Origin of the sequence: Nocardiopsis sp. CNR-923 (assembly GCF_001942255.1) — a bacterium.
Lineage (GTDB): Bacteria > Actinomycetota > Actinomycetes > Streptosporangiales > Streptosporangiaceae > Nocardiopsis.
In genome coordinates this window covers 1-24,747 of sequence record NZ_MKKC01000089.1, presented here as the reverse complement: position 1 = coordinate 24,747, position 24,747 = coordinate 1, and the positions used below count along the sequence as shown (strand labels likewise).

Annotated in this window: 28 protein-coding genes, 1 other RNA gene and 2 pseudogenes; 8 read left to right on the top strand and 23 right to left on the bottom strand. The window is 69.5% G+C overall.

Annotated features, from left to right (window positions below; translation table 11 throughout):
- Positions 1 to 270 precede the first annotated feature (270 nt).
- The 13 genes from BJF83_RS15320 to BJF83_RS15265 all read right to left on the bottom strand — a co-directional run bounded on the left by BJF83_RS15320 (position 271) and on the right by BJF83_RS15265 (position 10,516).
- Positions 271 to 1,464: a site-specific integrase gene (locus BJF83_RS15320; RefSeq protein WP_075926830.1), complete on the bottom strand. Its 1,194-nt coding sequence runs from the start codon at positions 1,462 to 1,464 to the stop codon at positions 271 to 273.
- Positions 1,461 to 4,196 carry a hypothetical protein gene (locus BJF83_RS15315; protein ID WP_075926829.1) on the bottom strand — a complete coding sequence of 912 codons (2,736 nt, stop codon included), beginning with the start codon at positions 4,194 to 4,196 and terminating at the stop codon, positions 1,461 to 1,463. Before BJF83_RS15315 ends, BJF83_RS15320 begins: the two co-directional genes overlap by 4 nt.
- 248 nt (positions 4,197 to 4,444) lie before the next feature.
- Positions 4,445 to 5,662 carry an FtsK/SpoIIIE domain-containing protein gene (locus BJF83_RS15310; RefSeq protein ID WP_143831901.1) on the bottom strand — a complete coding sequence of 406 codons (1,218 nt, stop codon included), beginning with the start codon at positions 5,660 to 5,662 and terminating at the stop codon, positions 4,445 to 4,447.
- Positions 5,644 to 6,588: a hypothetical protein gene (locus tag BJF83_RS15305; protein ID WP_075926827.1), complete on the bottom strand. Its 945-nt coding sequence runs from the start codon at positions 6,586 to 6,588 to the stop codon at positions 5,644 to 5,646. The genes BJF83_RS15310 and BJF83_RS15305 overlap by 19 nt, the downstream gene beginning before the upstream one ends.
- A 134-nt stretch (positions 6,589 to 6,722) precedes the next feature.
- Complete coding sequence (locus tag BJF83_RS15300) at positions 6,723 to 7,799, bottom strand: hypothetical protein (RefSeq protein ID WP_075926826.1); 1,077 nt, start codon at positions 7,797 to 7,799, stop codon at positions 6,723 to 6,725.
- 205 nt (positions 7,800 to 8,004) lie between these two features.
- Entirely contained in the window at positions 8,005 to 8,205 is a 201-nt protein-coding gene (locus BJF83_RS15295; protein ID WP_075926825.1) for a hypothetical protein, read from the bottom strand.
- A complete protein-coding gene (locus BJF83_RS27505; RefSeq protein ID WP_158070377.1) occupies positions 8,202 to 8,345 on the bottom strand; it encodes a hypothetical protein in 144 nt (47 codons plus the stop codon). The genes BJF83_RS15295 and BJF83_RS27505 overlap by 4 nt, the downstream gene beginning before the upstream one ends.
- Positions 8,342 to 8,590 (bottom strand): hypothetical protein, encoded by a 249-nt coding sequence (locus tag BJF83_RS15290; RefSeq protein ID WP_075926824.1) that lies wholly within the window; start codon positions 8,588 to 8,590, stop codon positions 8,342 to 8,344. The genes BJF83_RS27505 and BJF83_RS15290 overlap by 4 nt, the downstream gene beginning before the upstream one ends.
- A gap of 119 nt (positions 8,591 to 8,709) precedes the next feature.
- A complete protein-coding gene (locus tag BJF83_RS15285) occupies positions 8,710 to 9,033 on the bottom strand; it encodes a hypothetical protein (protein ID WP_075926823.1) in 324 nt (107 codons plus the stop codon).
- Positions 9,034 to 9,127: 94 nt separating this feature from the next.
- The gene (locus BJF83_RS15280; RefSeq protein WP_075926822.1) at positions 9,128 to 9,502 is read right to left on the bottom strand and encodes a hypothetical protein; all 375 of its coding nucleotides are present in this window, start codon (positions 9,500 to 9,502) and stop codon (positions 9,128 to 9,130) included.
- A 39-nt stretch (positions 9,503 to 9,541) separates the two neighbouring features.
- Positions 9,542 to 9,889, bottom strand: a complete 348-nt coding sequence (locus tag BJF83_RS15275) for a hypothetical protein (RefSeq protein WP_075926821.1) — start codon at positions 9,887 to 9,889, stop codon at positions 9,542 to 9,544.
- Positions 9,890 to 9,912: 23 nt separating this feature from the next.
- Positions 9,913 to 10,305, bottom strand: coding sequence for a hypothetical protein (locus BJF83_RS15270; RefSeq protein WP_075926820.1), 393 nt, complete (start codon positions 10,303 to 10,305; stop codon positions 9,913 to 9,915).
- A gap of 1 nt (position 10,306) precedes the next feature.
- A complete protein-coding gene (locus BJF83_RS15265) occupies positions 10,307 to 10,516 on the bottom strand; it encodes an AlpA family transcriptional regulator (protein ID WP_075926819.1) in 210 nt (69 codons plus the stop codon).
- Between the two features lie 333 nt (positions 10,517 to 10,849).
- Here BJF83_RS15265 and BJF83_RS15260 point away from each other — a divergent pair, with 333 nt between their 5' ends.
- Entirely contained in the window at positions 10,850 to 11,650 is an 801-nt protein-coding gene (locus BJF83_RS15260; RefSeq protein WP_262391573.1) for a GntR family transcriptional regulator, read from the top strand.
- Positions 11,647 to 12,195, top strand: a complete 549-nt coding sequence (locus BJF83_RS15255; RefSeq protein WP_075926818.1) for an AAA family ATPase — start codon at positions 11,647 to 11,649, stop codon at positions 12,193 to 12,195. Before BJF83_RS15260 ends, BJF83_RS15255 begins: the two co-directional genes overlap by 4 nt.
- A 172-nt stretch (positions 12,196 to 12,367) precedes the next feature.
- On the opposite strand, the gene BJF83_RS15250 is transcribed toward BJF83_RS15255, so the two are convergent.
- The 5 genes from BJF83_RS15250 to BJF83_RS29290 form a co-directional block, all read right to left on the bottom strand.
- A complete protein-coding gene (locus BJF83_RS15250) occupies positions 12,368 to 12,721 on the bottom strand; it encodes a hypothetical protein (protein ID WP_075926817.1) in 354 nt (117 codons plus the stop codon).
- Between the two features lie 156 nt (positions 12,722 to 12,877).
- Positions 12,878 to 13,738, bottom strand: a complete 861-nt coding sequence (locus tag BJF83_RS15245; protein WP_075926816.1) for a deoxyribonuclease IV — start codon at positions 13,736 to 13,738, stop codon at positions 12,878 to 12,880.
- A gap of 71 nt (positions 13,739 to 13,809) precedes the next feature.
- On the bottom strand, positions 13,810 to 14,055 hold the full coding sequence (locus BJF83_RS29300) for a hypothetical protein (RefSeq protein ID WP_262391572.1): 246 nt from the start codon (positions 14,053 to 14,055) through the stop codon (positions 13,810 to 13,812).
- A gap of 2 nt (positions 14,056 to 14,057) precedes the next feature.
- Positions 14,058 to 14,447, bottom strand: a complete 390-nt coding sequence (locus tag BJF83_RS29295) for a hypothetical protein (RefSeq protein WP_262391571.1) — start codon at positions 14,445 to 14,447, stop codon at positions 14,058 to 14,060.
- Between the two features lie 20 nt (positions 14,448 to 14,467).
- Complete coding sequence (locus BJF83_RS29290; RefSeq protein ID WP_262391570.1) at positions 14,468 to 15,193, bottom strand: FAD-binding oxidoreductase; 726 nt, start codon at positions 15,191 to 15,193, stop codon at positions 14,468 to 14,470.
- Between the two features lie 61 nt (positions 15,194 to 15,254).
- Here BJF83_RS29290 and BJF83_RS15235 point away from each other — a divergent pair, with 61 nt between their 5' ends.
- The 5 genes and pseudogenes from BJF83_RS15235 (at position 15,255) to rnpB (ending at position 19,037) form a co-directional block, all read left to right on the top strand.
- The gene (locus BJF83_RS15235) at positions 15,255 to 16,250 is read left to right on the top strand and encodes a YafY family protein (RefSeq protein WP_075926815.1); all 996 of its coding nucleotides are present in this window, start codon (positions 15,255 to 15,257) and stop codon (positions 16,248 to 16,250) included.
- Positions 16,251 to 16,338: 88 nt separating this feature from the next.
- Positions 16,339 to 17,120 (top strand): annotated as a pseudogene (locus BJF83_RS15230) (Nif3-like dinuclear metal center hexameric protein).
- A 97-nt stretch (positions 17,121 to 17,217) separates the two neighbouring features.
- Entirely contained in the window at positions 17,218 to 17,979 is a 762-nt protein-coding gene (locus BJF83_RS15225; protein ID WP_075926814.1) for a zinc ribbon domain-containing protein, read from the top strand.
- Positions 17,976 to 18,635: a histidine phosphatase family protein gene (locus BJF83_RS15220; protein WP_075926813.1), complete on the top strand. Its 660-nt coding sequence runs from the start codon at positions 17,976 to 17,978 to the stop codon at positions 18,633 to 18,635. The genes BJF83_RS15225 and BJF83_RS15220 overlap by 4 nt, the downstream gene beginning before the upstream one ends.
- Before the next feature lie 15 nt (positions 18,636 to 18,650).
- Positions 18,651 to 19,037, top strand: an RNA gene (gene rnpB, locus BJF83_RS15215) — RNase P RNA component class A.
- Positions 19,038 to 19,484: 447 nt separating this feature from the next.
- On the opposite strand, the gene BJF83_RS29285 is transcribed toward rnpB, so the two are convergent.
- The 4 genes from BJF83_RS29285 to BJF83_RS15205 form a co-directional block, all read right to left on the bottom strand.
- Entirely contained in the window at positions 19,485 to 19,607 is a 123-nt protein-coding gene (locus tag BJF83_RS29285) for a hypothetical protein (protein ID WP_262391569.1), read from the bottom strand.
- Between the two features lie 89 nt (positions 19,608 to 19,696).
- Positions 19,697 to 20,938: a helix-turn-helix domain-containing protein gene (locus tag BJF83_RS15210; RefSeq protein WP_075926812.1), complete on the bottom strand. Its 1,242-nt coding sequence runs from the start codon at positions 20,936 to 20,938 to the stop codon at positions 19,697 to 19,699.
- A 218-nt stretch (positions 20,939 to 21,156) separates the two neighbouring features.
- On the bottom strand, positions 21,157 to 21,312 hold the full coding sequence (locus BJF83_RS27500; RefSeq protein WP_158070376.1) for a hypothetical protein: 156 nt from the start codon (positions 21,310 to 21,312) through the stop codon (positions 21,157 to 21,159).
- 58 nt (positions 21,313 to 21,370) lie between these two features.
- A complete protein-coding gene (locus BJF83_RS15205) occupies positions 21,371 to 21,646 on the bottom strand; it encodes a hypothetical protein (protein WP_075926811.1) in 276 nt (91 codons plus the stop codon).
- Positions 21,647 to 21,863: 217 nt separating this feature from the next.
- Between BJF83_RS15205 and BJF83_RS27935 the strand changes: the two genes are divergently transcribed.
- Positions 21,864 to 22,013: a hypothetical protein gene (locus BJF83_RS27935; protein WP_187347161.1), complete on the top strand. Its 150-nt coding sequence runs from the start codon at positions 21,864 to 21,866 to the stop codon at positions 22,011 to 22,013.
- Here the strand turns inward: BJF83_RS27935 and BJF83_RS15200 are convergent.
- Positions 21,962 to 24,321, bottom strand: a pseudogene (locus tag BJF83_RS15200) (SulP family inorganic anion transporter). The gene BJF83_RS27935 and the pseudogene BJF83_RS15200 sit on opposite strands and share 52 nt — an antisense overlap.
- Positions 24,322 to 24,747 lie beyond the last annotated feature (426 nt).

Below are 24,747 nucleotides of genomic sequence, written 5' to 3'. Positions count from 1 at the left end.
GCCATTGTCTCGGCGGGACGGACGGTTGTCATCCCGGCGCGGCCCGTGGCCCAGCCTCCGTAGCCGCGCGGCCCTGGGATCGGCGACGGCGCGGACCGGTGGCCCGTGGCGGGCGGAGCCGCTCAGGGACCGTTGCCCTCCAACAGGTCCGGGGCGTAGTACTCGTCCACCGGGATCGGGCCCCGGTACCCCTGACACATGCACTGGCGGCATGGCACCACGTGCAGGTCAGGGCTACCGCGAAGGGGCGTCAGGGGCCTAAGAGGGTGCCTAACTGTCTTCCTCCACCGCCTCGCTCGCCAGGATCACGTCCATACGCTGGGCCCCCTCGGTGAGCACGGGCCTCAGCTCCCGTCGATAGTACGTCTCCGTGGTCACCGTCGTGGCGTGGCCGGCGATGCGCGCGATCTCCTCGACCGGGACACCGTCCGCGGACATGAGGGAGACGAAACTGTGTCGCAGCTCCCGCAGTGTCCAGTTCGCCAGCCCGGCCCGTTTGATGATGGGCCGGAACATTTTGTGCGTGGTGAAGCGCGTGTAGGACTTCCCCAGCGCTGTGCAGAACACCAGGCCTGTGTTGTGCCAGCGCTCACCGGCTTGCGCCCGCTGCCGGTCCTGCTCCTGGCGGCGGATCCTCAGAGCCTCCACCGCGAGTCCCCCCAGGGCGAGTGTGCGCTTGCTTTTCCGTGTCTTGGTGTCGCCGCCCACGCGGTCAGAGCGCCACACGGAAATGGATGGAGGGATGGGTGGCTCCGCGTTCGGGTCGCCTTCCAGATCCACTAGATCCCATTGCAGGGCCCGAGCCTCTTCGTTACGGATTCCCGTGGTCAGCATCACGACGATGTAGGCGTAGAGTGCGTAGCCGCGCGCTGCGCTGACAAGGGCCCGCGCTTCTTCCAGCGTCAGTGACTTGCTTGCGCGTCCGGGACGCCCATCAGGCGCTTCCACCAGATCCGCCACATTGCGGATGACCTTGCCGCGTTTCTGCGCCTGCTTGATAGCGGACCTCAGGATCCACAGGAGCCGTCGAACGACCGACGTGGCCAGCGCATCGGCTCTGTCATCGAGCCATTCCTCGACGTCTTCCGGTTCGAGGTCGCGCAGTTTGAGACGACCCACGGAGCCTTTGATGTGGACCCTGAACTGCTGGTGGTACTGGTCGACGGTGTCCGCGGAGCGTCCCTTCTTGGGGGTGCTCAGCCATTCCTCGACCGCGTCAGCGACCGTGTATCGAGCGGAGGACTTGACCCCTGCCTCTACTTCGTTGCGCAGCTTGCGGAGCTCGTTGCGCACCTCGGTCTTCGTGGCCCCGTAGACCTTGGGGCGGCGTCGCTTTCCGCGTGCGTCCAATCCAAGCGAGATGGCTCCCACATAGCACTTCTTCGTGCTGTCCCAGTGGATGCTTCCCTCACCGCGTCGACCGCGGCGCTTCTTCGGTTCCTCGGGATCTGGGCTGGTGGTCATGCGGTGTGTTCCTTTCCATGGATGCGGAACCCGGTGTTGTGCGTGGCGGTGCGAACCGAGGTGTGTGAGGACTCAGACTGCGACGCGGCGGTGCATCGCGCACGGCGTGCAGTGGCGGGGGTGGGGTGTTTTGGCCGGCCTCGAAAGCGGCTTCCGCACGCCATGCACTCACCCGACTCGGCGGACTCGGACGGTTGGGGAGCGGGAGAGAGTTGCCGCATTGAACCGTCACCACCGTCAATACCGTCACCATGGCCGTGTTCACCCTGGTCAGCCTGGGTGCTGGAGGGTGACGGTCGGAACGGTCGACCGTCACCATCGATCGGCTGACCGTCACCGTCATCTGTGAGCGTGGTGACGGTTGAGCCGAGTGGTGACGGTTGGGTGACGGTTGCAGATCCCCGACCGTCACCGCTGTCTGTGCTGTTCAGGAGGTTGCTGAGGTCAGCTAGTGACGGTGGTGACGGTTGGATGCGCCCACTCTCCGCTGAGGGGGTCAGCAGGTGCAGCCGTTTCCCGCCGTGTCCCCGCTTGGTGCTGTAGTCGATGCCCATGGTCCGCAGCGCCGGGGCGATGCGCTTGAGCGCGCCACCGGCCGCACGCGGGCTGGTCGGCCAGCCCTTCGCGCGGGGTTTGGGCTTGAGGTCGACACCATCGCCTATGTGCACATGGTCCAGTTCGGCCAGAAGTTCCCCGGCGCTCCCGCTCCACTCGGTGCCCCGGATGCGCATCATCTCCAGTACCGCCGAACCGAATGCGTCGCCTTCCAGCACATCGGCGACGACGTCCCGGGATCCCTCGGTGTAGGTCCGTAGCGTGTTCCAGCCGTTCAAGTGGTCGATGGTGGCCAGAACACGGGCGAAGTCGGCCATGCGGGGCTTGCGCTCCAAGTCGACATGTGGACGGGCCTTGAGTACCCGGGCCAACAGGTCGAACAGGGACGCCAGAATCGCCGGGTGCGCGTCAGCGTAGGCGCGCTCGATCTCGGCTTCGTCCCGCCGCTTGCTGTCGGGGATCAGCTGAAGTTCGAGGGTGAGCATGCGCTCGGCCAAGTCACCCTTGAGCGCTCCGGCGTCGATCGTGGTCATCGCGAGGACTCGCCGAAACTCCAGCGCGATCAGGTCGTCATCGGTGTAGAGGGCGCGCTCTGGGATTCCCGCGCCGGTCACCGCCATGCACAGCGTGTCCGACAGCCAGTCGGGAATCCTGGAGACGTTGTCCAAGCAGATCGCCCACGAATTGAACGCCTGCGTCGACCACGCCTTCATGTCACGCGGAGGCAGACGCTTCGGCGCGCCTGAGGGGTCGAGCAAGTTCACCGCGGCCTTGGCCGCGTTCGACTTCCCCGTTCCCTGCTCTCCGGTGAAGGTGAGGATCGGGTGGGGGATGTCGGGCATGAAACCCGCCACCAGCCATCCGACCAGGAGTCGGAAGTGCTCCTCGTCGATGTTGAGCAGCGCGTGGAGCTTGGCTAGGCCGTCACCCTCGCGGATGGGATCCGGAAGGGGGCGCATGATCTGGGACCGGCGGAAGGTGACGGGGGATCGAGAACGGCGCTCCCATGCGCCAGGACCGATGATCACGCAGCGGCCGTCGGGTGTACCCAGGTCCACGACGATCTGGTCCCCGTCGTTGGCCACGCGCGGGCTCAGGCGGCGTTGTTCGCAGCGCCCGGCCTTGCCCTCCAAGACCATGGCCGCGTCGGTCAACGCGGACTGGGAGGGCACCCTCCCGCGGTTCTCGCTCCCGTAGACGTCCGCCAGGCGCGCCCGGAGGCCGGCCTTTCCCCTCAACGGCAGGGCGACGTTGGGGCCGTCCTTCTCAACCGCGTAGGGGCGACCGTCGTCGGACAGGAACAACTCATACCTGCGCACCGTGAGTTCCACGAGCTGTGCGGCGACGGACACGCCCTCCTGACCGTCACCGTCATCGCCATCGGCCGACGGGAGAGGAGAAGGCGACGCAGCGGAGGAAGGGACGGGGACGAGCTCGGTCACGCCGTATCCCGCGGCGGCGTGGTCGGAGAAGTCCTTGCCTTCCTTGGCCTGCACCACTCTCACCGAATGGGCATGGCCTTCCAGTCCAGAAGAGATCGCGGCGGCGTGGGCGTAGCCGGGTTCGTCCCGGTCAGCGATTACCACGACGTCGGCCCCTGACAGGACCTCGTTGTACTCGCGGCGCCACTTGCTCCGCTGGCCAGCCTTCGCCGCTCCGTCGTAGTTGCAGGTTGCCACCACACCAGCGCGCTCTAAGGCATGGACATCCTTCTCACCTTCAGCGAGGTAGACCGTCTGCCCCTGGGCGACGGCCTCGATGACGGCGGGAAGGCGGTAGAGCACGCGACGTTCCACGGCCTGTTTCCAGAGCCACCCGCCGCGGCCATCTGGCTTACGGCAGCGGAAGTCCTTGGGAACACGGCGTTCCTTGACGAAGAGCACACGCCCCTGTTCGTCGGTGTACTCGTACTCAGCCGTGACCGTGCTCCGCTGCGCACCGGCGGCTTGTGGATCGTCCCGCAGGTCGCTTCGGCTCCAGCCGAGAACATCCAAGACGTCGTCCTTAGCGCATCCCACGTGGCAGTGGAAGACCACGCCGCGATACTTGCTGGCGGGACCGATCGACAGGGAAGGAGAGTGGTCCTCGTGCGCTGGGCACTGGGCCTTCCTCCCAGAACCGTCGACGTGTTTGCCCAGTTCGGCCAACCGCTGGATCAGGCGTTCGTGAGCACTCATATGTGCCACGCCCCTTGGCTCCGATGCTGGTTGGTAGCCATCAACGTTTGCTACTTTCCGTAATCGACAATGGGAAGGTGGTAGCTGACTGTGGGAGGGGTGCAACCCTGCCCCACAGGGCTGTTCCGGGGTGTTGTCGCAGGTCGAGCTAGTGCGCTACACGCCTGCTCGGACGCGTTTTTGGCGCGCTAGTGGGGTCGCTAGTACTAGCGACTCTCACCGCTAGTGGAAGCGGCCGGTTTCAGACGTCACCCGGACCGGTTTTGGTCACGCTCCGCGATCACGGCGGTGACCTCGTCCAGGCTGATCCCGTACTTGGTGGACCGCTTGCCGTTCACCGTCCGCCCGACCGGTCCGGGCTTGATCCCGTAGGGCTTGACGGCAGTGTTGAGCTGACGGGCCTTGGCGGTGTCCTCCAACTGCGCCCACGGCCCGTACACCTGCGGGCGAAGATCGGCGAGCCGGTCGACCAGGTCCACCGACCACACCTTGTCCTCACCCCGGGGCCAGACCGCGGCCAGGTCCTCAAGCACGTCGCTGGCGGCCGGAGCGGCAGCGGCGGCTTCTTCCCCTGCGGCCACCCCCGTCAGGCGTCCGGCCCGCTCCCGCAGAACGCGGGCACGGTCAGCGACCCTCTCAGCGTCGGGGCCGTCCACGAACGCGCTGCGGCAGATCAGCGGGTCGTCGGCCACACCCACCGCATAGGCGATGCCCTTGTCGGACATGGTGAACGTCGTGGACCGCAGCCCGTTCTTGTAGCTGGACGTCCCAAGAACCATGTCGTTCTCGACCTGCCCCATCACCTTGAAGCACAACCGCAGACCCACGTTCGCGGACACCCCCGTGGGGATGGCGTCCTTGTCCGGTCGCTGCGTGGCCGCGATCAGGATGATCCCCAACGCGGGCCCCAGACGGATCATCTCCTCGGCGATCTGGCTGGCCTCGGTGCCCAACTCCTTGTGGTCGAACAGCATCTGGCACTCGTCCACCGCGAACACGATCGGGTGCAACCCGAGCTTCTTGTTCGCGGCCAACTCGGGGGTGACCTTGTTCTCCGGGCACAGATCCCGCGGCAAGCCAGCGATGACGTCGGCCCGCCGGACCAGTTCTTTGCGGACCTCACGCAGGGACCGCAGAGCCCGTTCCAAGACGGGGTCGGTGAACCCCTGACCGTAGTCGTGGCAGACCTGTTCGAGCATCGACAGGTCACCGGTGCCCTTCAGCTCGAAGATCCGCAGCTGGACGGTGACGTCCAACGCCGCGGCCAGCAACAGCACCCGCAACGCGAACGTCTTGCCCATCCTGGGGATCGCGCCGATCAGCAGGTTCGCGAACATCAACGTGACGTTGACGGGACGTCCGCGCTGGTCGACCCCGTAGGGGAGCGGGTCGAAGATGCTGGCCGAACCGCTCTCCAGGAGCGGCCAGGGGGCCTGTTTGGCCTTGTTCATGGGCTGGTCACCCACCCACAACACCAACCGGCCCGGGTGTTCGTCGGAGACACCCTCGGGCCACACACACCCCAAGGGCGGCGCAGGCCGGAGGCGAGCTTCTCACGCCGCTCCACCACGTCCGCGGCGGTGACCCCGTAGGGCAGGTCAACCTCGGCCCGCCACCCGGGGCCGTCCCGGGTGATGGGGGCGGTGAAGCCGATCCCCGCACCCTTGGGGGCCAGGGCCTTGGTGACCTCGCTGATCCCCAACGCCCCCAGGGCGCGCAGCACGGCGTCGGAGTCAAGCTTGGCCACATGGGTGGGCAGCACGGCCCGGTCGATGATCGGCCGGTCCGGACGGCGCCCGAGGAGTCCGAGCACCAGGGACGCGCCGAACAGCGTCCACCACGCTCCGATGGTGGCCACGCCCACCGCGCCGAGGGTGACCAGCACCGGCAGGACGGCCACGACGGTGAGGATGACGCGGGCCTTGACGCGGTGGTCGTGGCGCATTGTCAGCATCAGGTACCGCTGGGAGTCGCCGTTGACCTTGCTGAGCAGTCCCTCACCGAGGTCCATCCTCAGCTCACGCCCAGCGGCCTCCCTGATCAGCGCCCGGGACTCGGTGTCGGCGACCCAGCGGGTATAGCCGCCCACGACACGGGCCAGCCCACGCGGGGAGCGGCCCATCAGCCGGAGCACGTACAAGGGTGAGCGGGTGGCGTGGTAAGCGCCCACGTGGGCGTAGTAGGCGACCACCCACCGAGCCACCCGACCGGCCTCGGAGGTCGAGCGCATCCACGGGGGCAGGACGGGTCGGGCGGTACGGGACCGCTCGGCGAGGCCGGCGAGCCAGTGGGACTCCTGGGCCCACTCATCGACCTGGGCGTCCACACGGAGCACCGGGCTGGCGTCGTCAGTGTCCAGGACCTCCACGTCGGCGTCCTCGACCACCTCCACACCGGCACTGGCGTCCGGGGTGGGGGCTCACTCGCGGGTTCGGGGGTGGTGGCGGTTGGGGAAGGGCAGCACCCGCCCGTCAGTGTCCTGCCCGTGGGGCAGTTCCCAGGGCGCGTGGTACGGGGTGGGGCGGCTCATGCTGCGTTCTCCTCACGGGCAGCGGGGATGGCGGTCAAGTGGGCGGGGTCGGTGACGGTCCCGGTGCGTTCGGCGCGCATCGACAGCACCCGCTTGGCGCGGTCGAACCCGCACCCCAGAGCACTCTGAACACGGCGCACGGAAGCGCCCTCGGGCATTTGTCCGGCCGCGATGATCTGGTCGAGGCGCTCGGCCAGATCCTCATCCGCAAGCGCCCGGGTGGACTGCTGGGAAGCGGTCGGGGTGGCCGCTTTGGGGAGCGTGCGGCCCTTGTCGGAGCGGGCTTTGGCGGGTGCTTCCGAAACCCGCTGTTTGGGCTGGTCAGGGGTCGAACGGCGACCGCTCTCAGCAACGGTTCCGGGAGCGGCCTCGATCGCGGCCGGGGTCTTGCTCCCAACGGCAGGGCCACAGCACCGGATAACGGGCAGCCGCACCGCCCCGGCGGGGATATCGAGCGCACGCACAGCGTTCCGGGACCGGTCCACCGAGGCCGCTTCCGGAGCGGTGTCGGGGGTGCTCTCAAAAGCGCTCTCGCCACCCTCACGCGGGGCGGTCTCAGAAGCGGCCTTCTCATCCGCGTCAGTGGTGTCGAGGGTGTCCAACAGCGGTGCGCCCTGGGTGGGGTTGGCCTGGGTGACAGCGCTCTCGATCAGCCCGATCAGGTGCGCGGTGGTGGCCGCTCCGATGGGCCCCAGCGAGTGCGCGATCAGACCGCCCACACCCTGCCAGGACAGGGCATCGGGCCAATGTCCGATCGCGTTGAGCACGATCGAGACGCCCAACGCGCCCTTCATGATGGTGTCGGCCTGGTCGCCGAGGATGCCGCCGGAGGTGGACAGCCACGACCGGCACAGGATGATCCACCCCACTCCGGTGATCAGCGCCGGTTCCAGCAACCACAGCGCCCACCACATCGCGGTGCCCGCAGGGGTGGCGGTCATGGTGGTGACCCCGGCGTGGACTCCGGCGGTCGACCAGATCCCGAACGCGGCCAGAACCGGGAGCAGCACGAGCAGGGACAGGGTGCGGGTGCGTGAGATGCGCAGGGCGCGGGCTTCGGCGGTGCCGCGCACGTCCGCGGCGGCCTTGGCCTTGCGCAGCCGGTCGGTGGCCTTGTCCCGTAGCGCCCGTTGGCGGATGCGGCGCTGGTCACGGGCGGCGGTCTGGCGTGAGCGTAGCCGGTCCAGACGGTCAGCGGTGCGGGCCTCAGTGGTCGCGCGTTCTCGGCCAGTTCCCGGCGGATCTTTGCGGCCTCGGTGGTGTCGGGGTGGGGTGCCATCAGCGTGTGCCTCCTTCCGGGTGTCGGGTGGGGATGGGGGGCAGGGGGCGGGCGACCAGGTCGGCGGTGTGGTCCAGGGCCAGGGCGGCCCCGGCCAGCGGCAGGGCCGCCAGCCGGAGCACGACCACGACCAGGGCCAGAAGCAGCACCACGGCGAGGGTGAGGACACCGGCGGTCTGGATCATGTGCGTGGTCGTCACCGGTCGTCCTCCTCGGTGAGCGGTCCGAAGAAGGCCTCGACCTCGTCGCGGAGCATGATCCGCCCGGTCTGGGTGTTGAGGAGCGTGTCGGTGGGGACTTCCCACACGTCGCCATCGCGGTCGATGTAGCGCTTGGTCATCGGTTCGCCTGCCTCGTGTCGCGGGAACGGCGGGCAACGGTGCGCGTCTGGGTGAGGAGGCGGACCCGGCGGCGGATGCTGGAACGGCGGCGGTGCCAGGAGTCGGCACCCGCGAGCGCGAGAAAGCCGCACGCGGCGGCGAAGATCGCGAGGAGGACCGGGTTGGTGCCCTCGTCGACGGCGATCCCAGCGGCCAAAAGCGCGACCAGAGCGGCGAGGAACACGTTGATCTGTCGGTGTCGCATGATGGTGGTGATCCCTTCGGTTGGGGCGGCCTCGGCCTGGCTTGGTAGGCGGTGGCTGGGGCCGCCGGTGTGGGGTTCAGGGCCCAGCCTCGTGCGTTCGGGTGGGGCCCGCCGGGTTGTCAGGCTTCAGTGGTGTCCGCGGCCGGGACGTCCTCGTCGACCAGGTGGACGGTGAACGCGGCCAGAACCGGTTCCTTGCTGTTGGCGGCGCGGCCGTACACGAACCCGTGGCCCTGGTCGGGGTGCACGTCGACCCGCAGGTCCCCGTCATGGGCGAGGAGCGGACGGACGTGGGCTGAGATGAGGGAGTCCAGGTCTTGGACGATGTGCGGGCCGAATCCGGCGTCGGAGATGCGCACGTTGGCGACCAGGTCCTCAACGCGGGTGTGCAGGCCGACGTGCTGGAAACGGATGACGCGGCTGTAGGGCTTCGGGCGGCTCATGGTGGTTCTCCTCAGGCGTTGTTGCCGGTCGTGGTGGTGTGGTTTCGGTGCGCAGTTCCGTCGTGGCTTCCAGGGCGACGGCACCGCGCGGAGGTCAGCGGTTGGTGTGGGAGCGGCTGGGGGTCGGGGTGGCGACGTGGGCCGCAGCCGAGACGGTGATGCCCGTGTCCTGCCAGTTCTGGTGGTAGATGGACGCGATCCCGGACCAGGGGGCGGGGGTGGGCTCCCCCACCACTCGGGCGACGTCGGCCAACCACGCGGCCCGTTCCAGGGCGGTGGTGCCCTGAGCGTCGATGTGCAGCTTGACCAGCGGCGTCCGCGAGCCTCGGATGTGGTCGGTGAAGACGCCCATGTGGGGGCACTCGGCCCACTTCTGGTCCATCTGCCCGACGATCACCGACGCGATCACCAGGAGTTCGGGCGTGGACAGCAGACGCGTGGCCTGAACGGTCTGGGGTGTTGCGATCATGTGCTCGTTTCCTTTCTTTCTGCCTCGGGGTGGGGTGGGTCAGCGGACGCGGTCGCGGCCGTTGGTGGTGCGGGTGCGGATGTCGGCTCCCGGGTGGCCGTTGCGGAGCACGGTGACGTCGCCCTTGGTGGTGCGGGCGTCGATCCGGTGCGCACCGGCAGCGGAGACGAACACGCTGCCGTTCGAGGTGTTCGCGCGGGTGACGGGGGCGCTGGCGTTGATGTCGATGGACCCGTTGGTGGTGGACGCGTCGATCTCTTCGGAGGCCGCGCCGATGGTGAGGGACCCGTTGTTGGTCCCGGCGTCCACGCGCACGGCCCTGTCCAGGTCCAGGGACCCGTTGTGGCTGTCGAAGTCCACACGGCCGTAGACGCCGCAGGCGCGCACCGTGCCGTTCGTAGTCTGGATGATCAGGCCGGTCCCCTCGGGGAGGCGGACGTGGACGCGGGTTGGCTCACGACCGCCGTCGGGGTGGCGCTGCTTGAACCGACATACAGGTCACCGCCGGAAAAGGCCACGGTGCCGGAGATGTTGCCCGCCTGGATGACCGCGCCACCGCGGTGGGACACGTTGGTCACCGTGCCGAAGCTGGTCATGGTGCCCTTGCTCTGGGGGAGGGTCACCATCCACCGCTGTGCGGCCAAGGTCTGGACGGCCTGGTCGATGATCTCGGCGGGGCCGGTGATGCGGGCGCTGGCCTTGGTCAGGCAGGGGACGGTCTCGATGGTGATCTCGGCGGTGGGGGCGGTCAGGTCCAAGGTGAACGGACCGAGGAAGGCGGCGTGGAAGGTCGTGGCGGTCATGTCAGGCCACCTCGTTGACGCACTCGCGCTCCAGGAGCTTGACGAACTCGTCGACGGCGGCAGCCGGGATCCGGCGGGACCGACCGAGCTTGATGAAGCGGAGGCGGCCGGCCTTCATCTGCTCGTACAGAGCGCTGCGGCCCAACGAAAGCCGTTCCATGACTTCGGGGATCGTGAGCAGCGCCTTGGTACTGCTGTTGGAGTCGGGCATGCTGGTGATACTCCTTCCATGGAGTGGCGGTCCTGGGGTTGTGCTTGGCGGTGCGACCCAGGGCCGCTTTTGCGTGCTGGAAGGCTGTCCGCTGCTGTCCCCGCGCGTCCGGGGCTGTTCGCTGACGGCCATGAGAGGAAGCTAACAGTTGATATGGGAACAGGTCAACTGTTAGGCATGAGAAACTTTTCATACCTGCTCTGACCTGGGAATACGCTGACTGTCCACTGTTAGGCCACAGGTAGGATGTCCGGGTTGGCACCGTTCCTACTGGAAGAGCAGTCCATGACCTCTCGCACTCGCATGCCGCGATCCGAGGCTCTGTATGAGCAGGTGGCGCGCAACATCCGCAACGACATCGAGGCGGGGGTACTCCGGCACGGGCAGGTCCTCCCCTCTACCCGAGAGCTGGCGCGCCAGTGGGAGGTCAGCGTCTTCACGATCACGGAAGCGATGAAGCTGCTGGTTGAGGAAGGGCTTGTCATTAGCAAGTCGCGTTCTCAACGGGTTGTCAATGCTCCGGATCAAGGGCGGCGGCTCGGAATCCGTCTGCGAACGCCGAATGTCATTTTCGTTGGTGGATACGCAGGTAGTGGGAAAACAGAACTCGGCAGAATCATCGCTCGCTCGACTGGTTGGCCGCTTCTTGACAAGGACACGCTGACGCGCCCTGTGGTGGAAGCCGCTCTGGAAGTTCTCGGGTGCTCTCCGCACGACCGAGAGTCGGAAACTTATTTGACTAAGATTCGACCACGCGAGTATGAGGCGCTGGCCGCAGCAGCTCGGGAAAACGTTGAGTGCGGAACAAGTGTGATCGTGACGGCACCGTTTATTCGAGAGCTCAACGATCCGGCTTGGATCGATCGGGTAAAGGCTACATATTCGAGCTTGGAGTCGAAGACCACCTTCGTATGGGTCTACTGCGACGAAGAAACGATGCACACCTACATCCGGCATCGGGGGGCGGCCCGGGATGCGGCCAAGTTGGCGGACTGGGAGGGGTACCTAGCCGGCATCAGGGCGGACTTCCGGCCACCAGTGGACCATGTCCTAATCGACAACTCGGCGTCGAGTTCCCCGTTGCAGATCCAGGCGGATCAGCTCTTGAAGGAGATCCTGGAAGGAAATGAATGAAGATCCAGGGGATTCTTCTCTACGGTCCGCCAGCGTCGGGGAAGAGTACGATAACGCGCGAGATCGAAAAGCTTGACGGACGCTTTGCTCTCTTCAGGAAGATCAAGGTGGGAGGCGGAAGGTCTGCCGAATACAGAGTGGTTGATCGAAGCTATCTCGAAGATCTCTGGAGTCGTGGTGAGGTTGTTTGGGAGAATTATCGGTACGATGCGTGCTACGTAGTTGACAGGCGTGGTGTCGTGGAGATGGCCAAAGGTGGTTTTCCAGTGGTCCATCTAGGGCAGAAGGAAGCGATTCCCACCATTACCGAGGCGCTCCATGGGCAATGGCTCATCGTTTCTCTGACTTGCCCGCGTGGGATAGCGCTGCAACGGATAGTGGATCGCGGTACCGGTGATACCCGTGCCCGAGTGAAGGCGTGGGATGAGACTGAGCCGCTGGAGTACGCGGACCTGACGGTCGACACCGGGGCCGTCACCGCACAGCAAGCGGCGGCCGAGATCATCGCGGCTTTCTCCCGCCGGTCGGGGGATGCCGCCAGCTGAGCAGCGATCATCGTCTCGGCGATGAAAGGGGGCCAGACGCGTGAAGCGTCTGGCCCCTTGGCGCACAGACCTGCTGGTTTTCTCTCTCCCCGGGGTGCCTAACAGGGTGCCTAACACAGGCGGACACCCCCGGGCACCCACGGACGTGGGCGGACCGCTAAGCCCTGAGGGCTTAGGGACCGTTGCCCTCCAACAGGTCCGGGGCGTAGTACTCGTCCACCGGGATCGGGCCCCGGTACCCCTGACACATGCACTGGCGATAGGTCGACCCGCTCTGCCCCGTCCAACGGCCGGGGATGACGACCTGCGTCATGCACTTTCTGGACTCCCGGTCGTGGAAGACCAGGTGGTGGCCGCATCCGCAGAGCGGCTGGGGCTGCTGCGGGCCGCCGTACGGGGTCCGGGCCTGTTCCTCGCGCCGCTGCTGTTCGAGCGATTGCCTCGCCTGGCGCCGGGTGAGGATCCGACCGGCCAGGAATGCGCCGAGGGCGATCGTGGCGCCGACGACCATGGAGACCGGATCCATCCGGGGCTCCCTTCCATTGACGCGAGGCCCATCCCGCACGGGCGTGTCCGTCCATTGTGACCCATTCCCGTGGACAACGACGGTGGGGTACGCGCCGGTTCCGTGCACGCCCGGGAGGATCGCTCCGACCTGGACCGACCCCGCGCCCACCCGGGGTCAGCTCCCGCGCAACTCCTTGAGCGCGGCGACGTCGGCCGCGTGCGGCTTCGCCGGGCCGGGCGTCTCCAGGATCAGCGGGATCCCCGCGGTCACCGGGTGCGTGAACAGCTCGCCGAAGGGCCGCGCCCCGATGTGCCCCGCGCCGATGTTCTCGTGGCGGTCCTTCTTGCTCCCGCACGGCTCCTTGGAGTCGTTCACGTGGATCACCCGCAGCCGGTCCCCGCCCACGGCCTGACCGAAGCGGTCCAGGGTCGCGCGCATGCCCTCCGGCGTGGAGATGTCGTGTCCGGCGGCGAACAGGTGGGCGGTGTCCAGGCACACCCCCACGTTGTCGTGCCAGTCCAGGGCCTCGAAGTAGGGCACCAGGTCGTCGACGGTGGCGCACAGCACCTGGCCCTGGCCGGCCATCGGCTCCAGGAGCACCGGCGGGACGTCGTCGCCGAGCCGCTCCAACAGGGGCATCAGCCGGGTCCGGACCCGCTCCAACCCGGCCTCGCGACCTCCGGAGACCGCGGACCCCGTGTGCACCACCACACCGCGGGCGTCGATCTCCCCGCCCCGGGTCAGCGCGTGCTCCAGGGACCGGACCGACTTGTGCGCGGTCTCCTCGTTGGGCGCGCCCAGGTTGATCAGGTAGGGCGCGTGCACGAACAACGGGAGGTCGGTGCGCTCCCGCATCCGGGCGTCCTGCTCCGGGTCGCCTCCGTTGGTCGCCCATCCGCGCGGATTGGACACGAACACCTGCACCGTCTCGGCGCCGATCTCCTCTGCGTAGGCCAGGCCCTTGGCGGCCATGCCGCCCGCGACCGGAACGTGGGCTCCGACTGGGGACTGGGGTCGCTGTTGTTCATTGTTCATAGCGGGGACCAGCCTAGACGCAGGTGGGCACGGGTCCGGCCGCACGCGCGGGGTGCGGCCGGACCCGTCCCTCACACCAGCGGCGGGATCCGGTGGTTGGACAGGATTACCTCGTCCGGGTCGTACGCGCCCCTGATCCGCGACAGACGCCGAACGTCCTCCGGTGCGAAGGCCTCCCCCACCTCGGCGTCGCCGAGCGGGCCGAAGCTGAACCCGAGCGAGCGCCCGATCGCCTGCCCGGAGAACAGCGCGGCGGCCCCGTCCCGCAGCTCCCGAGCCCCCGGATCCTCCTCGCCGCCCCCGTTGACGGTGATCACGGTCAGTGAGTAGGCGGCGTCGCGGTGGCCGACCGCGTTGGAGGGCTCGGTCGTCGCGCCAGGGCTCCGCCCAGGTGGCGCAGCCCCACCACCGCCGTGAACGGCAGTTCGGACCCGGTCATCTCGGTCAGCCGTGCGGTCGCCGTCGGGTCCAGCCCGTCCAACAGGAGGTTGCGTGACCGGAAGCCATGCGGCTGGTCGGGTTCGGCGTACACCTCACCGGACCTGGCGTAGGGCAGCTCGCCCAGGGTCTGGGTGAGGATCGGCCCGGCGGCGCGCAGCGGCTCGACCACGGCCGGCCCCCGGTTGGGACGGCCCGCCCAGGCCACCACCACCTGGGCGACGTGCCTGCCCCGCAGCGGTTCGGGCACGCCCGGAACGTCGGGGAACACCACCTTCGTCAGCCCCGAGGTCAGCTCCTCGGGAACCGTGGCGGTCCACTCACGCCACGCGTCCAGGATCTCGGCGCCCCGTCGACGTCGAAGAAGAGGCTGCCGGCGTAGAACCGCTCCAGGGGGAACAGCCGGATCTCCATCCCCGTGACCACTCCGAACGCGCCGCCACCGCCGCGCAGAGCCCAGAACAGGTCCGGTTCCTCCTGCTCCGTCACCCGGCGGGCCCTCCCGTCGGCGGTCACCACGTCCAGGCGCGTGACGTGGTCGGCGGCGTAGCCATGCGTCCTGGCCAGCAGTCCCATGCCGCCGGTCAGCGTGTACGGGACCGCGCCGACGCCCGGCGCGCTCCCGGACAGCGGGGCCAGCCCGTACTCGGCGGCGGCCGCGATGACGCGGGCCCAGGGCGTGCCCGCCTCCACCCACGCCGTCCGCCGGTCGGGGTCCACCCGCACCCCGGCCAGACGGCGGGTGCTGATCAGGACGCCTCCGTCCAGGGGCACGCCCACCCCGTGGCCGCTCGCCTGGACCGCGACCCGGAGCCCCTGGTCGGCGGCCACGGCCACGGCTGCCCTCACGTCGTCCGCGTCGGCGGCGCCCACCACCGCCGAGGGGCGGTGCCTGCCCGTCAGCTGGAGCCCGGTCCGCTCCGCGTCGTATCCGTCCCGCGTCGGCGAGAGCACCGGTCCGGAGACCCGTGCGGCCAGTGCTTCCACCACGTTCGTGTCCTGCGTCGTCTGCGTCATGCGGACAACGTAGAAGGCATTGCGGCCACATCTTGGCCGCGGTGACTGGCATCCTTGGTTCATGGACGACACATCGGTCCGCAAAGGCATGCCGCAGCGGTTGCTGCGCCTTCTTTCTCTGCTGCAGAGCCGTCGTGAGTGGACGGGCACGGAACTGACCGGCCGCCTCGGGGTCAGCGCCCGCACCCTCCGTCGGGACGTCGACCGGCTCCGGTCCCTCGACTACCAGGTGGAGGGGGTGCCCGGGGCCGCGGGCGGCTACCGGCTGGCTCCCGGGCACGAACTTCCGCCCCTGTTGCTCAACGACGAGGAGGCGGTGGCGATCGGGCTCAGCCTGGCGACCGTGTCCGGTGTCGAGGAGAGCGCGCTCCAGGCGCTGGCCAAACTCCAGCGGGTGCTGCCGTCCCGGCTGCGCCCGCGCCTGGCCGCGGTGAGCGACACCACCACGGCGGTGCGCCGGAGGGACGTCCCGACCGTCAGCCCCTGCGACCTGGGGATGCTGGGCTCGTGCTGCCGGGAGCACGCGGTCGTGGACTTCGACTACCGAAGCCGGGAGGGCAGCCGAGGGGAGCGCCGGGTCGAACCGCACCACCTGGTCGACTACCAGGGATGCTGGTACCTGATCGCGCACGACACCGACCGCGGCGACTGGCGGACCTTCCGGGTGGACCGGATGGACGGCATCCGGCGCACGCACCGCCGCTTCGCCCCCAGACGGCTGCCCGCGGCCGACCCAGCCGAGTACGTGGTCCGCTCGTTCGCGGGGGCGACCCACCGTCACACGGCGCGGATCGGTCTCGACCTGTCCGCCGAGACCGTGCGCACCCGGCTCCACGGGCTGATACCGTGCGCGATCGAGGCCACGGGACCGGACGCGTGCGTGGTGCGGATCAGCGCCGACGCGCTCGACCTGGCCTGCCAGTACACGCTGGCCGTGATCTCGCTGGGCGCCGACTTCGACCTGGACGCGCCGCCCGAGGTCGTCGACCGTCTGGGCTCCGTGGCCAGTCGGCTCACGGACCGGCTCCCCGAACGCGGCGGTCCGGTCAGGCGCTAGGGTCGTGGCCGTGAGCACCGCGACCCCATCCCACAGCCTGGCCGACGTGATCTGCGCGTTCGAGGAGATCTACCCACCCGCGTGGGCGATGTCGTGGGACGCGGTCGGACTCGTGTGCGGCGATCCCGATCAGCGTGTGGAGCGCGTCCTGTTCGCCGTCGACCCGGTGGCCGCGGTCGTGGACGAGGCCCTGGAGTGGGGGGCCGACCTGGTCGTCACGCATCACCCGCTCATGCTGCGCGGCGTCACGACCGTCGCCGCGAACACCCCCAAGGGCAACGTCGTCCACCGGCTCATCCGCGCCGGGGCCGCGCTGTACACCGCGCACACCAACGCCGACACCGCCGCGCCCGGCGTGTCCGACGCCCTGGCGCGCGCGGTCGGTCTGAACGGGCCCCTGCGTCCGCTCGACCCCGACACCGCCGACCCCGAGGGGCGGCGCGGCATCGGACGGATCGGCGTCCTCGACCAGCCGATGATCCTGCACGACTTCGCCGCCCAGGTCGCCCAGGGCCTGCCCGCCACGCGCCCGGGATCCGCGTCTGCGGAGACCTGGACCGCCTGATCACCACGGTCGCCGTGTCGGGCGGGGCGGGCGACTCCCTCCTGGGCGTCGCCCGGGCCGCGGGCGTGGACGCGTTCGTCACCTCGGACCTGCGCCATCACCCGGCCTCGGAGTTCGCCGAGGACCCGGGACCCGCGCTGGTCGACACCCCCCACTTCGCCAGCGAGTGGCCCTGGCTCGCCGACGGGGCGATCCACCTGGCCGACGCGCTCGCGCGCGGGGACGGCCGGGATGGGGCTAACGTGGAGATCCGGGTGTCGACGGTCGTGACGGACGCCTGGTCGCAGACCTTCCACCACATCTGAGGCCCCCTTCCGCCCCGCCGGGCGGCCGAACCAACTGCACAGAGACGGGCGCGGACGGCGACCCCGCCTTCCCCAGCCACTCCAGGAGACGTGACACGTGAAAGCCGAACCCGCCGCACAGGCCAGATTGCTCGACCTCCAGGCCCTGGACACCGAGCTCCAGCGTCTGGACCACCGTGCCCGGAACCTCAAGGAGGACTCCGAGTCGGTGGAGCTCAAGGAGAGCGTCGACCGGATCGACGCCGAACTGATCGCCGTGCGGACGCGGATCTCCGACGTGGGCCGTGAACAGCGCAAGGCAGAGAGCGACGTCGACCAGGTGCGGGCGCGTGCCGAGCGCGACTCGGGACGCCTGGAGTCGGGGGCCATCACCAACTCCAAGGAGCTGCAGAACCTCCAGTCGGAGATCGCCTCCCTGAGCCGCCGCCAGTCCGAGCTGGAGGAGGTGGTCCTGGCGGTGATGGAGCGCGCCGAGGGACTGGAGACCGAGTTCGCCCGTCTGACCTCCGAACACGAGGAGACGGCCGCCCGGTACACCGAGGTCACGGCCCGTCGCGACACCGCAGTCGCCGAGATCGGCCTGGACCGGGACCGAATCGCCCGCAACCGCGAGCGCGTCGCCGCCGACGTCCCCGCCGACCTGCTGGCGCTGTACGACAAGCTGCGCGGTCAGTACGACGGGCTGGCCGCCGCGCCACTGCGGTACGGGCGCTGCGGCGGATGCAAGCTCGCGCTCAGCACGGTCGAGCTCAACGAGATCCGGGCCACCCCCGCCGACGAGATCGTCCGCTGCGAGGACTGCCGCCGCATCCTCGTGCGCACCGAGGAGTCGGGTCTGGGCCCCCAGGCGGAGCAGTGAGCGCCGGCTGGGCGTCCGCGCAGGGCCGGCCGACCCGGCTGGTCCTGCTGCGGCACGGGCAGACCCCGCTGTCGGTGGAGCGCCGCTTCGCGGGCCGGGGTGACTTCCCGCTGACCGACGACGGACACGCCCAGGCCGCGGCCGCCGCGCGCCGCCTGGCCGGGTGGTCGATCGACGCGGTGGTCTCCTCGCCCCTGCGGCGGACCCGGGACACCGCCGCCTACGCGGCGAAGGAGCTCGGACTGTCGGTCGAGACCGACGAGGGGTTCGTCGAGACCGACTTCGGGGACTGGGAGGGGATGACCTTCGGCGAGGCGCGTGCCCTGGCGCCCGAGCAGGTCGACCGATGGCTGGCCGATCCGGAGACGGCTCCGCCGGGCGGCGAGAGCTTCGCCGACGCCGCCGCGCGGGTCGTGGCCGCGCGGGACGCACTGGTCGACCGGTACGCGGGCCGCACGGTCCTGGTGGTCACCCACGTGACGCCGATCAAGGTGGTCGTCCAACAGGCGATGCTGGCGCCCTTGGCGGCGCTGTACCGGATGCACCTGGACACGGCCTGCCTGACCGAGGTCGACTGCTACGCCGACGGCCCCATGGTGGTCCGCGCGCTCAACGACACCGCCCATCTGGACGGAAGCCCCGGCCAACGCGCGTAGAATGCGGGGTGAGGGGGAGTCGGCCAGACGGTCGCGGACCCGTGCCCACGGCACGGGTTCGAGGAAAGTCCGGACTCCACAGGGCAGGGTGGTCGGCAACACCGACCCGGGGTGACCCGCGGGACAGTGCCACAGAGAACAGACCGCCACCGCTCGCGGTGGTAAGGGTGAAACGGTGGTGTAAGAGACCACCAGCGGCCGGAGTGATCCGGTCGGCTAGGTAAACCCCACCCGGAGCAAGGTCAAAAAGGGAGTCTTCGGGCTCCCGCGCGGATGTTCGAGGGCGGCCCGCCCGAGTTCGCGGGTAGACCGCACCGAGGCCGTCGGCAACGGCGGTCCCAGATGGATGGCCGTCCGGTCCCTTCGGACCGACAGAATCCGGCTTACCGGCCGACTCCCTCCCTCACCTGCGCGTATGCAGTTGAGAGGGGCTCATATCCCGGATCTATCCCGGCTACCCGGTGGTAACACACCGCTTATCAGTGGGCATGACAGACACGATGAAGCGGTCGTGCTGGCGAAGAACACCAGTGAGGGCCACCAGCCTCCCACTGGTGGCCCTACGCCCGGGGTGACGGATTCCCGGGTGACCGCCTCTTACCCTCCATATGAGGCGGTCGTGTGGACCCGCGCTGCGGTTGTCGACCAGCGCCCTTCCCCAAGGAACACGGGACCGCAGCGCGGGAGACTACGGGCGCTCGCTCCTGGGCGCGCGAGGTGTGTCGCGGCGTTCCCCGCGCACGAGTTCAGAGGCTCCCGGGCGTCTGCGAGGGAGCGGGCCGCCGTCGGGGACGCGGACGGCCTCACGTGGGGTGCGTGGTGCGGTGAGCCGGGCGAACTCCTCAAAGGTCACCGGAGGGACTCCCAGCGCTGGTTGCCCCACGGGTCCGGGTTGATCATCCGGGCTTCGAGCTGGTCGGCGGTGTCCTCCATGAGGGTCGGCTCGACGCCCTCGACGAGAGCGGTCGTCATCGGTCACCTCGGGGGAAGCCGTGTGCGTGGTGACACGACGCTAAGCGCGCACGAAGGCAAGGGAGGGCACAGTATGTACCCCCTCGACATCACACGGTCAGCAGCCCCAACCGGTCCGCCAACTCCGACGCGCGCCGCTGTCGACGTCCGTCTCGCTCATCCAGTTCTTCCAGGACAATCCGCCGCGCGTATCCGTTGAAACGGATCGTCTCGGGTGCTGCCTCGTGCGCGGCTTCCAGCACCGACAACGCCGCTTCGGGTTGGGCGTCGAGGTAGTAGGCGCGTGCCTGTTCGATCTCGTGCCGCGCCCGGCGCGGACGCGACGGGATCTGTGTCGACGCGGCGCGGGCGGCTTGCCGCACCGATTCCCCACCGGCCCGAAGTTCTACGGCGATTGTGACGGCGTGTGCGCCCATGATCGCTTGTGAGAACGACGTGACCGGGTGGTAGTAGTCACCGGGGAGCCGCGCGGCAACCTCGTTTGCCGCGTCCCACCTTCCCCATGCCGTGCCGATTTCGCCCCGCCGCGCGGCTGTGTAGCCGTCCTCGAACAGCATCGCCCCCCGGATCGCCGCGACGTTGACGGCGTCACTGTCGGCATAGCGGCCGAGGAGTTCCAGGGAGTGTGACGTCACGACGTCGGCCGCGTCCCAGTCTCCGGCGTCGCGGTGCGCCTGGGCCATCAACCACGCGGCAACGCCGATGGCGTGCATGTCGCCAGAGTCATGGGCGGCAATCATGCCGCGCTCGGCGACACGCCAGAGAAGATCCTGGGCGGGCTGGTAGGCGATGAAGAACTGTGAGAGCGCGTACACCTCGGCGAGGATCGCTTGGGCGGCACGTCGGGTGGTGCGGTCGTCGGCCTGGTGAGCGGCAAGCTGGGCGTCTTCGATCAGCGCGGGCAGGAGCTGCCCCAGCACTTCCCGATGGTGGGGTGAGGAGTGCCGCGCCGACCATGCCTGGTCGAGGCGCGCACGCAGGTGCGCGACCGGGGGCGCCTCCCGAGGAGACAGAGCAGGAAGCGCGTTGATGGCCGCGCGGACCTGGGGCAACCGTGGGTGGCCGGGGCCGGTGAACAGCGATATGGGCATGGACTGATCGCCTGTGAGCTGGGCAAGGTCCCGCACTCGCAATGCCTCTGCCAGCCGCAGGAGTATCGCGAGCTTCGGCGTCTGGAGTCGGCCGGTTTCCACGGCCTTCACCCATGACGCGGACTTGCCCACCAGACCGGCGAGGACGTCACGGGTCATGCCGCGACGGGTGCGCTGAATCTTCAGGCGTTGCCCAAAGGTGAGCGCCGCGTCCGCAGGGTCGGGGGTAGGCTGTGGCATACCGGGCCTCGTCTCTCTGGTTGGTCGCACTTCTCAGAGTAGGGCGGGGCCTTCGCCGTGTCAGGAGGTTGTCGAGCCACGGCACAGCGAAGCGGGCCGCCCCGGAAGGGACAGCCCGCTCGCACCGCGTGGTCACGCGGTGCGGCACTCCCGGACGCGGTCACGCCCCCACCGCTCGGAACGGTTGAACCGTGCGGCAAGCTCCTTACCGGTGCGCGTCACCCCCTCGTCGAGGGCGGCACTGTACGCGGCACGCGCCCGGACGCGACCACCCGCCCGGCGTCGACCGCGCCGTCGTCGCCGCGCTGGAATCCGTGCTCGTCGAGGACCTTGAGGACGTCGGCGACGAGGCCGAACGTGATGCGGTTGTTCATCGGGCCTCCGCCTGGGCGCCGCCGTTGTGCGGCCACGGGCACAGCTTCCCGGACCGCTCTATGCCCTCGACGAGGGCGAGGGTGAGCGTCTGGTCGGGCGCCACCACCGCGCGGACTGGTAGGCGTCGGGGACGGTGTCGGGGTCCGGCACGCCAAGGGCGGCGAACAGGTGGGCGCGGGTGGCACTGCTCATGCGGCGGAACACGTCGACCGCGCGGTCAAGGGTGACGGCCGCGCCGACGGCGACCACGACGTGACCGTTGGGGAGGGTGAGCGTCCAACACGCGTCACGCGGGGGGAACTGGGCGAGGGTGATGGACAGCGGCGCAGACATCGCCGGGGCGGGAGCTCGGGTTCCGTCCCGGCGGACCGTGCGGCCGTGACACGCCGGGGCTACGGGGCTACAGCGTTCGGGTGATGGCCCGAGCCGTGGGTCCGAAGGTAGATTGGCCCTGCGTTCCTCACCCTTGGCGGGGTCGGGAGCGCGTCCGCCCGTGGGCCGCGAGGTCGGCGGCCCGACGGGCATCGGCGTTCACGGGAATGGGTGACACTTGTTCGGCTCAGCGTTCATCTGGGTGATCCTCTTCGGCCTGCCGATCCTGGCCATCGTCGTGATCATCGCGCTCGCCACCTACCAGGCGTCCGGCGTTCAACAGGACGGCCGTGACGACGCACCGGACGGGGACTCGTCGATCAACTGACCACCGACGTTCGTGCCCGTGCGCTGCGGCGGGACCGTGCCGGTGACGACGCCCGGCACAGGCGTGAACCGGCCCGTCGCGGCGTCCAACAGGTGCACCCGCGCCGTCTCCAGGTCGTAGTACATCCCCGTCAGCGTCAACGTCCCCGCCTCCGCCCGTTCCCGAACCGCCTCGTAGCTCATGAGGTTGCCGAGCTGCTCCTCGACGTTGACCTGGGCCAGGCGGCACAGCGTCTCCGCCGTCGGCGGGCCCTCCGGCAGGTCCGGCGCCGTGCCGAGGCGCGCCAGACTCGGTCCCGCGTTGGCCAGCCAGCGGCACATGTGCGACGTGCCCGGTTCGCCGGCGTCCGTGTGGGCCCCCTCCAGGAGCGCCCGCATCGCCCCGCAGTGCGAGTGCCCGCACACCACGATCGACGGCACCCCAAGGACCGTCACCGCGTACTCCACGGCCGCGCCGACCGAGCCGTCGCCGGGCGTCTCCGACGGCGGCACCAGATTGCCCACGTTGCGCAGGGTGAACAGGTCTCCCGGGCCGCTGGCGGTGATGAGATTGGGCACCACCCGAGAGTCGGCGCACGTGACGAACAGCGCGGTCGGGTTCTGGCCGTGTGCCAGGCGGCTCATCACCGACCGCATCCGGTCGGCGGTGCTTGCGTGGTACTCGCGGGCCCCGGCGGTCAGCAGCCCCAGGGCGTTCAGTTGGCCGCCGGTCTCCCCACGCATCTCCCACGGCGCCCACCACCGCGCCGGTCCGGTCGGCGCGGTCTTCGCCGCGGGCGCGTCCGGGTGGAGCTTCGCGTGTACCACTGCTCGTGGGCCTCGTCGATGTCGACGGCGCCGCCGCCCCGCTCGTGGTCCACACGCCAGGCGTGCACGGCCTCGAACGCCGCGTGGTCCATGAAGTCCACGTGCAGATCGAGGTCGACCCGGGCGCCTGGTGGGATGGTGCGCAGCACGTGCGCCAGGCGCGGCACTCCCAGGAAGGTCAGCGACCCGTGGACGGACACGTGCACGCGTCCGCCGCGCTCCTCGGTGAGCACGGTGAAGCGGGTCAGCCGACGGAGGGAGACGATCATCGCCAGCGCGAAGCCCAGGCACACCCCCTCCAGCAGCCCGAGGAAGACCACGGCGAACAGCGTGACCAGGTAGACGCTGGCCTCGTGGTGGCGGCGCAGGTCGCGCAGGTGGGCGATGGACACCATCCGTGCGCCGACGAAGACCAGCAGCGCGGCCAGCGCGGCCATCGGGATGAGTTCGACCACGCGCGCGAACAGGGCGACGAACACCAGGATCCACACGCCGTGCAGGATCGCCGACAACGGCGTGCGCCCGCCGGCCCGCACGTTGGTCGTGCTGCGCACGATCACGCCCGCCACGGGAAGGCCGCCCAGAGCTCCGCTGACGGTGTTGGCGGCGCCCTGGCCGAACAGTTCCCGGTTGAGCCGTACCCGTCGACCGCCGTGCTCGCGGTCCACGGCGATGGCCGACAGCAGCGACTCCACACTGGCGACCATCGCCACCGCGGCCACGGCCAGGACGACGCCGTGCCACTGGCCGCTCTCGGGCAGCGCCGGGCCGGACCAGGCCTCGATCAGGGAGTCGGGCAGGGTGACGGTCTGGACCTCCCACCGGCCCAGGGTGGCGATGGCCGTGGCGGTGCCCACCGCGACCAGTGAGGCGGGCACGGCCGACGGGCGGATTCGGCCGATGGCGGGCAGCCGGCCCCAGCCGAACATGATCGCGATGGTGATGACGCCGACCGCGACGGCGGCGGTGTGGTTGTGCGCGACCTGGTGCGGCAGGTCGGCGAGGTTCCTGAGCGCAGAGCTCTGCGGTGCTCCGCCCAGCGCGACGTGCAGTTGTGCGAGGGCGATGGTGGCGCCGACCCCGGCGAGCATGCCGTGGACCACCGCGGGGGAGACCGCCAGCGCCGCCCGGGCGATGCGCACGGCGCCCAGCGCGATCTGGAGCAGTCCGGCGAGCACGGTGATGAGGCAGGTGACCCGCCAGCCGTAGGTCGTGATCAGTTCGGCGACGATGATGGTCTGCGCCGCGGTCGGTCCGCTGACCTGGACCATCGAGCCGCCGAGCAGCCCCGCGACGATGCCGCCGACGACGGCCGCGGTCAGCCCGGCGATGAGCGGCGCTCCCGCGGCGACGGCGATGCCGAGGGACAGGGGGACGGCGACCAGGAACACGACGAGGGAGGCGCCGACGTCGGCCGTGACCGTTCTGCGGTCGAGCGGACGGCTGTGCGTGGCCGGTGCGGCAGGCGGCTCGGCCGGTGGCCCCTGGGCGTGGGTGCGCATGGTGGCTCCGTTCGGGTCGGACCAGGCGGTCGGGTGGCGGCGCACGCGGACGTCGGTGTCCGGACGGGGGATGCGCGTGGAGACGCGGAACGACGGTCCGGACGCGAAGAGTCCGGAGTCAATCACCAACTGTAGTCAATGGAGTGCAGGTGGTGTGACGGACTGTCGTGGATTCGGCAGACGTTTTCCTGGTTTCACACCGGACGTGCGTGCCGGGAACGAGGAACCGCCGAGGTGACGGGGGTGTCCCGTCGCCTCGGCGGTGTGAAGGGGTGTGCCGCGCGGCGCAGACCTGTCACGCCGTGTCACCGATGGCGGTCACCGGCGCGGTGTCCGGTTCAGGTGAAGCGGCCGTCCTCGTAGCCGCCCTCGTAGTGTTCCCGGCCGCGCGTGTGCGGGGGCGGTGCGTCGGGCGCCGTGCTGGGG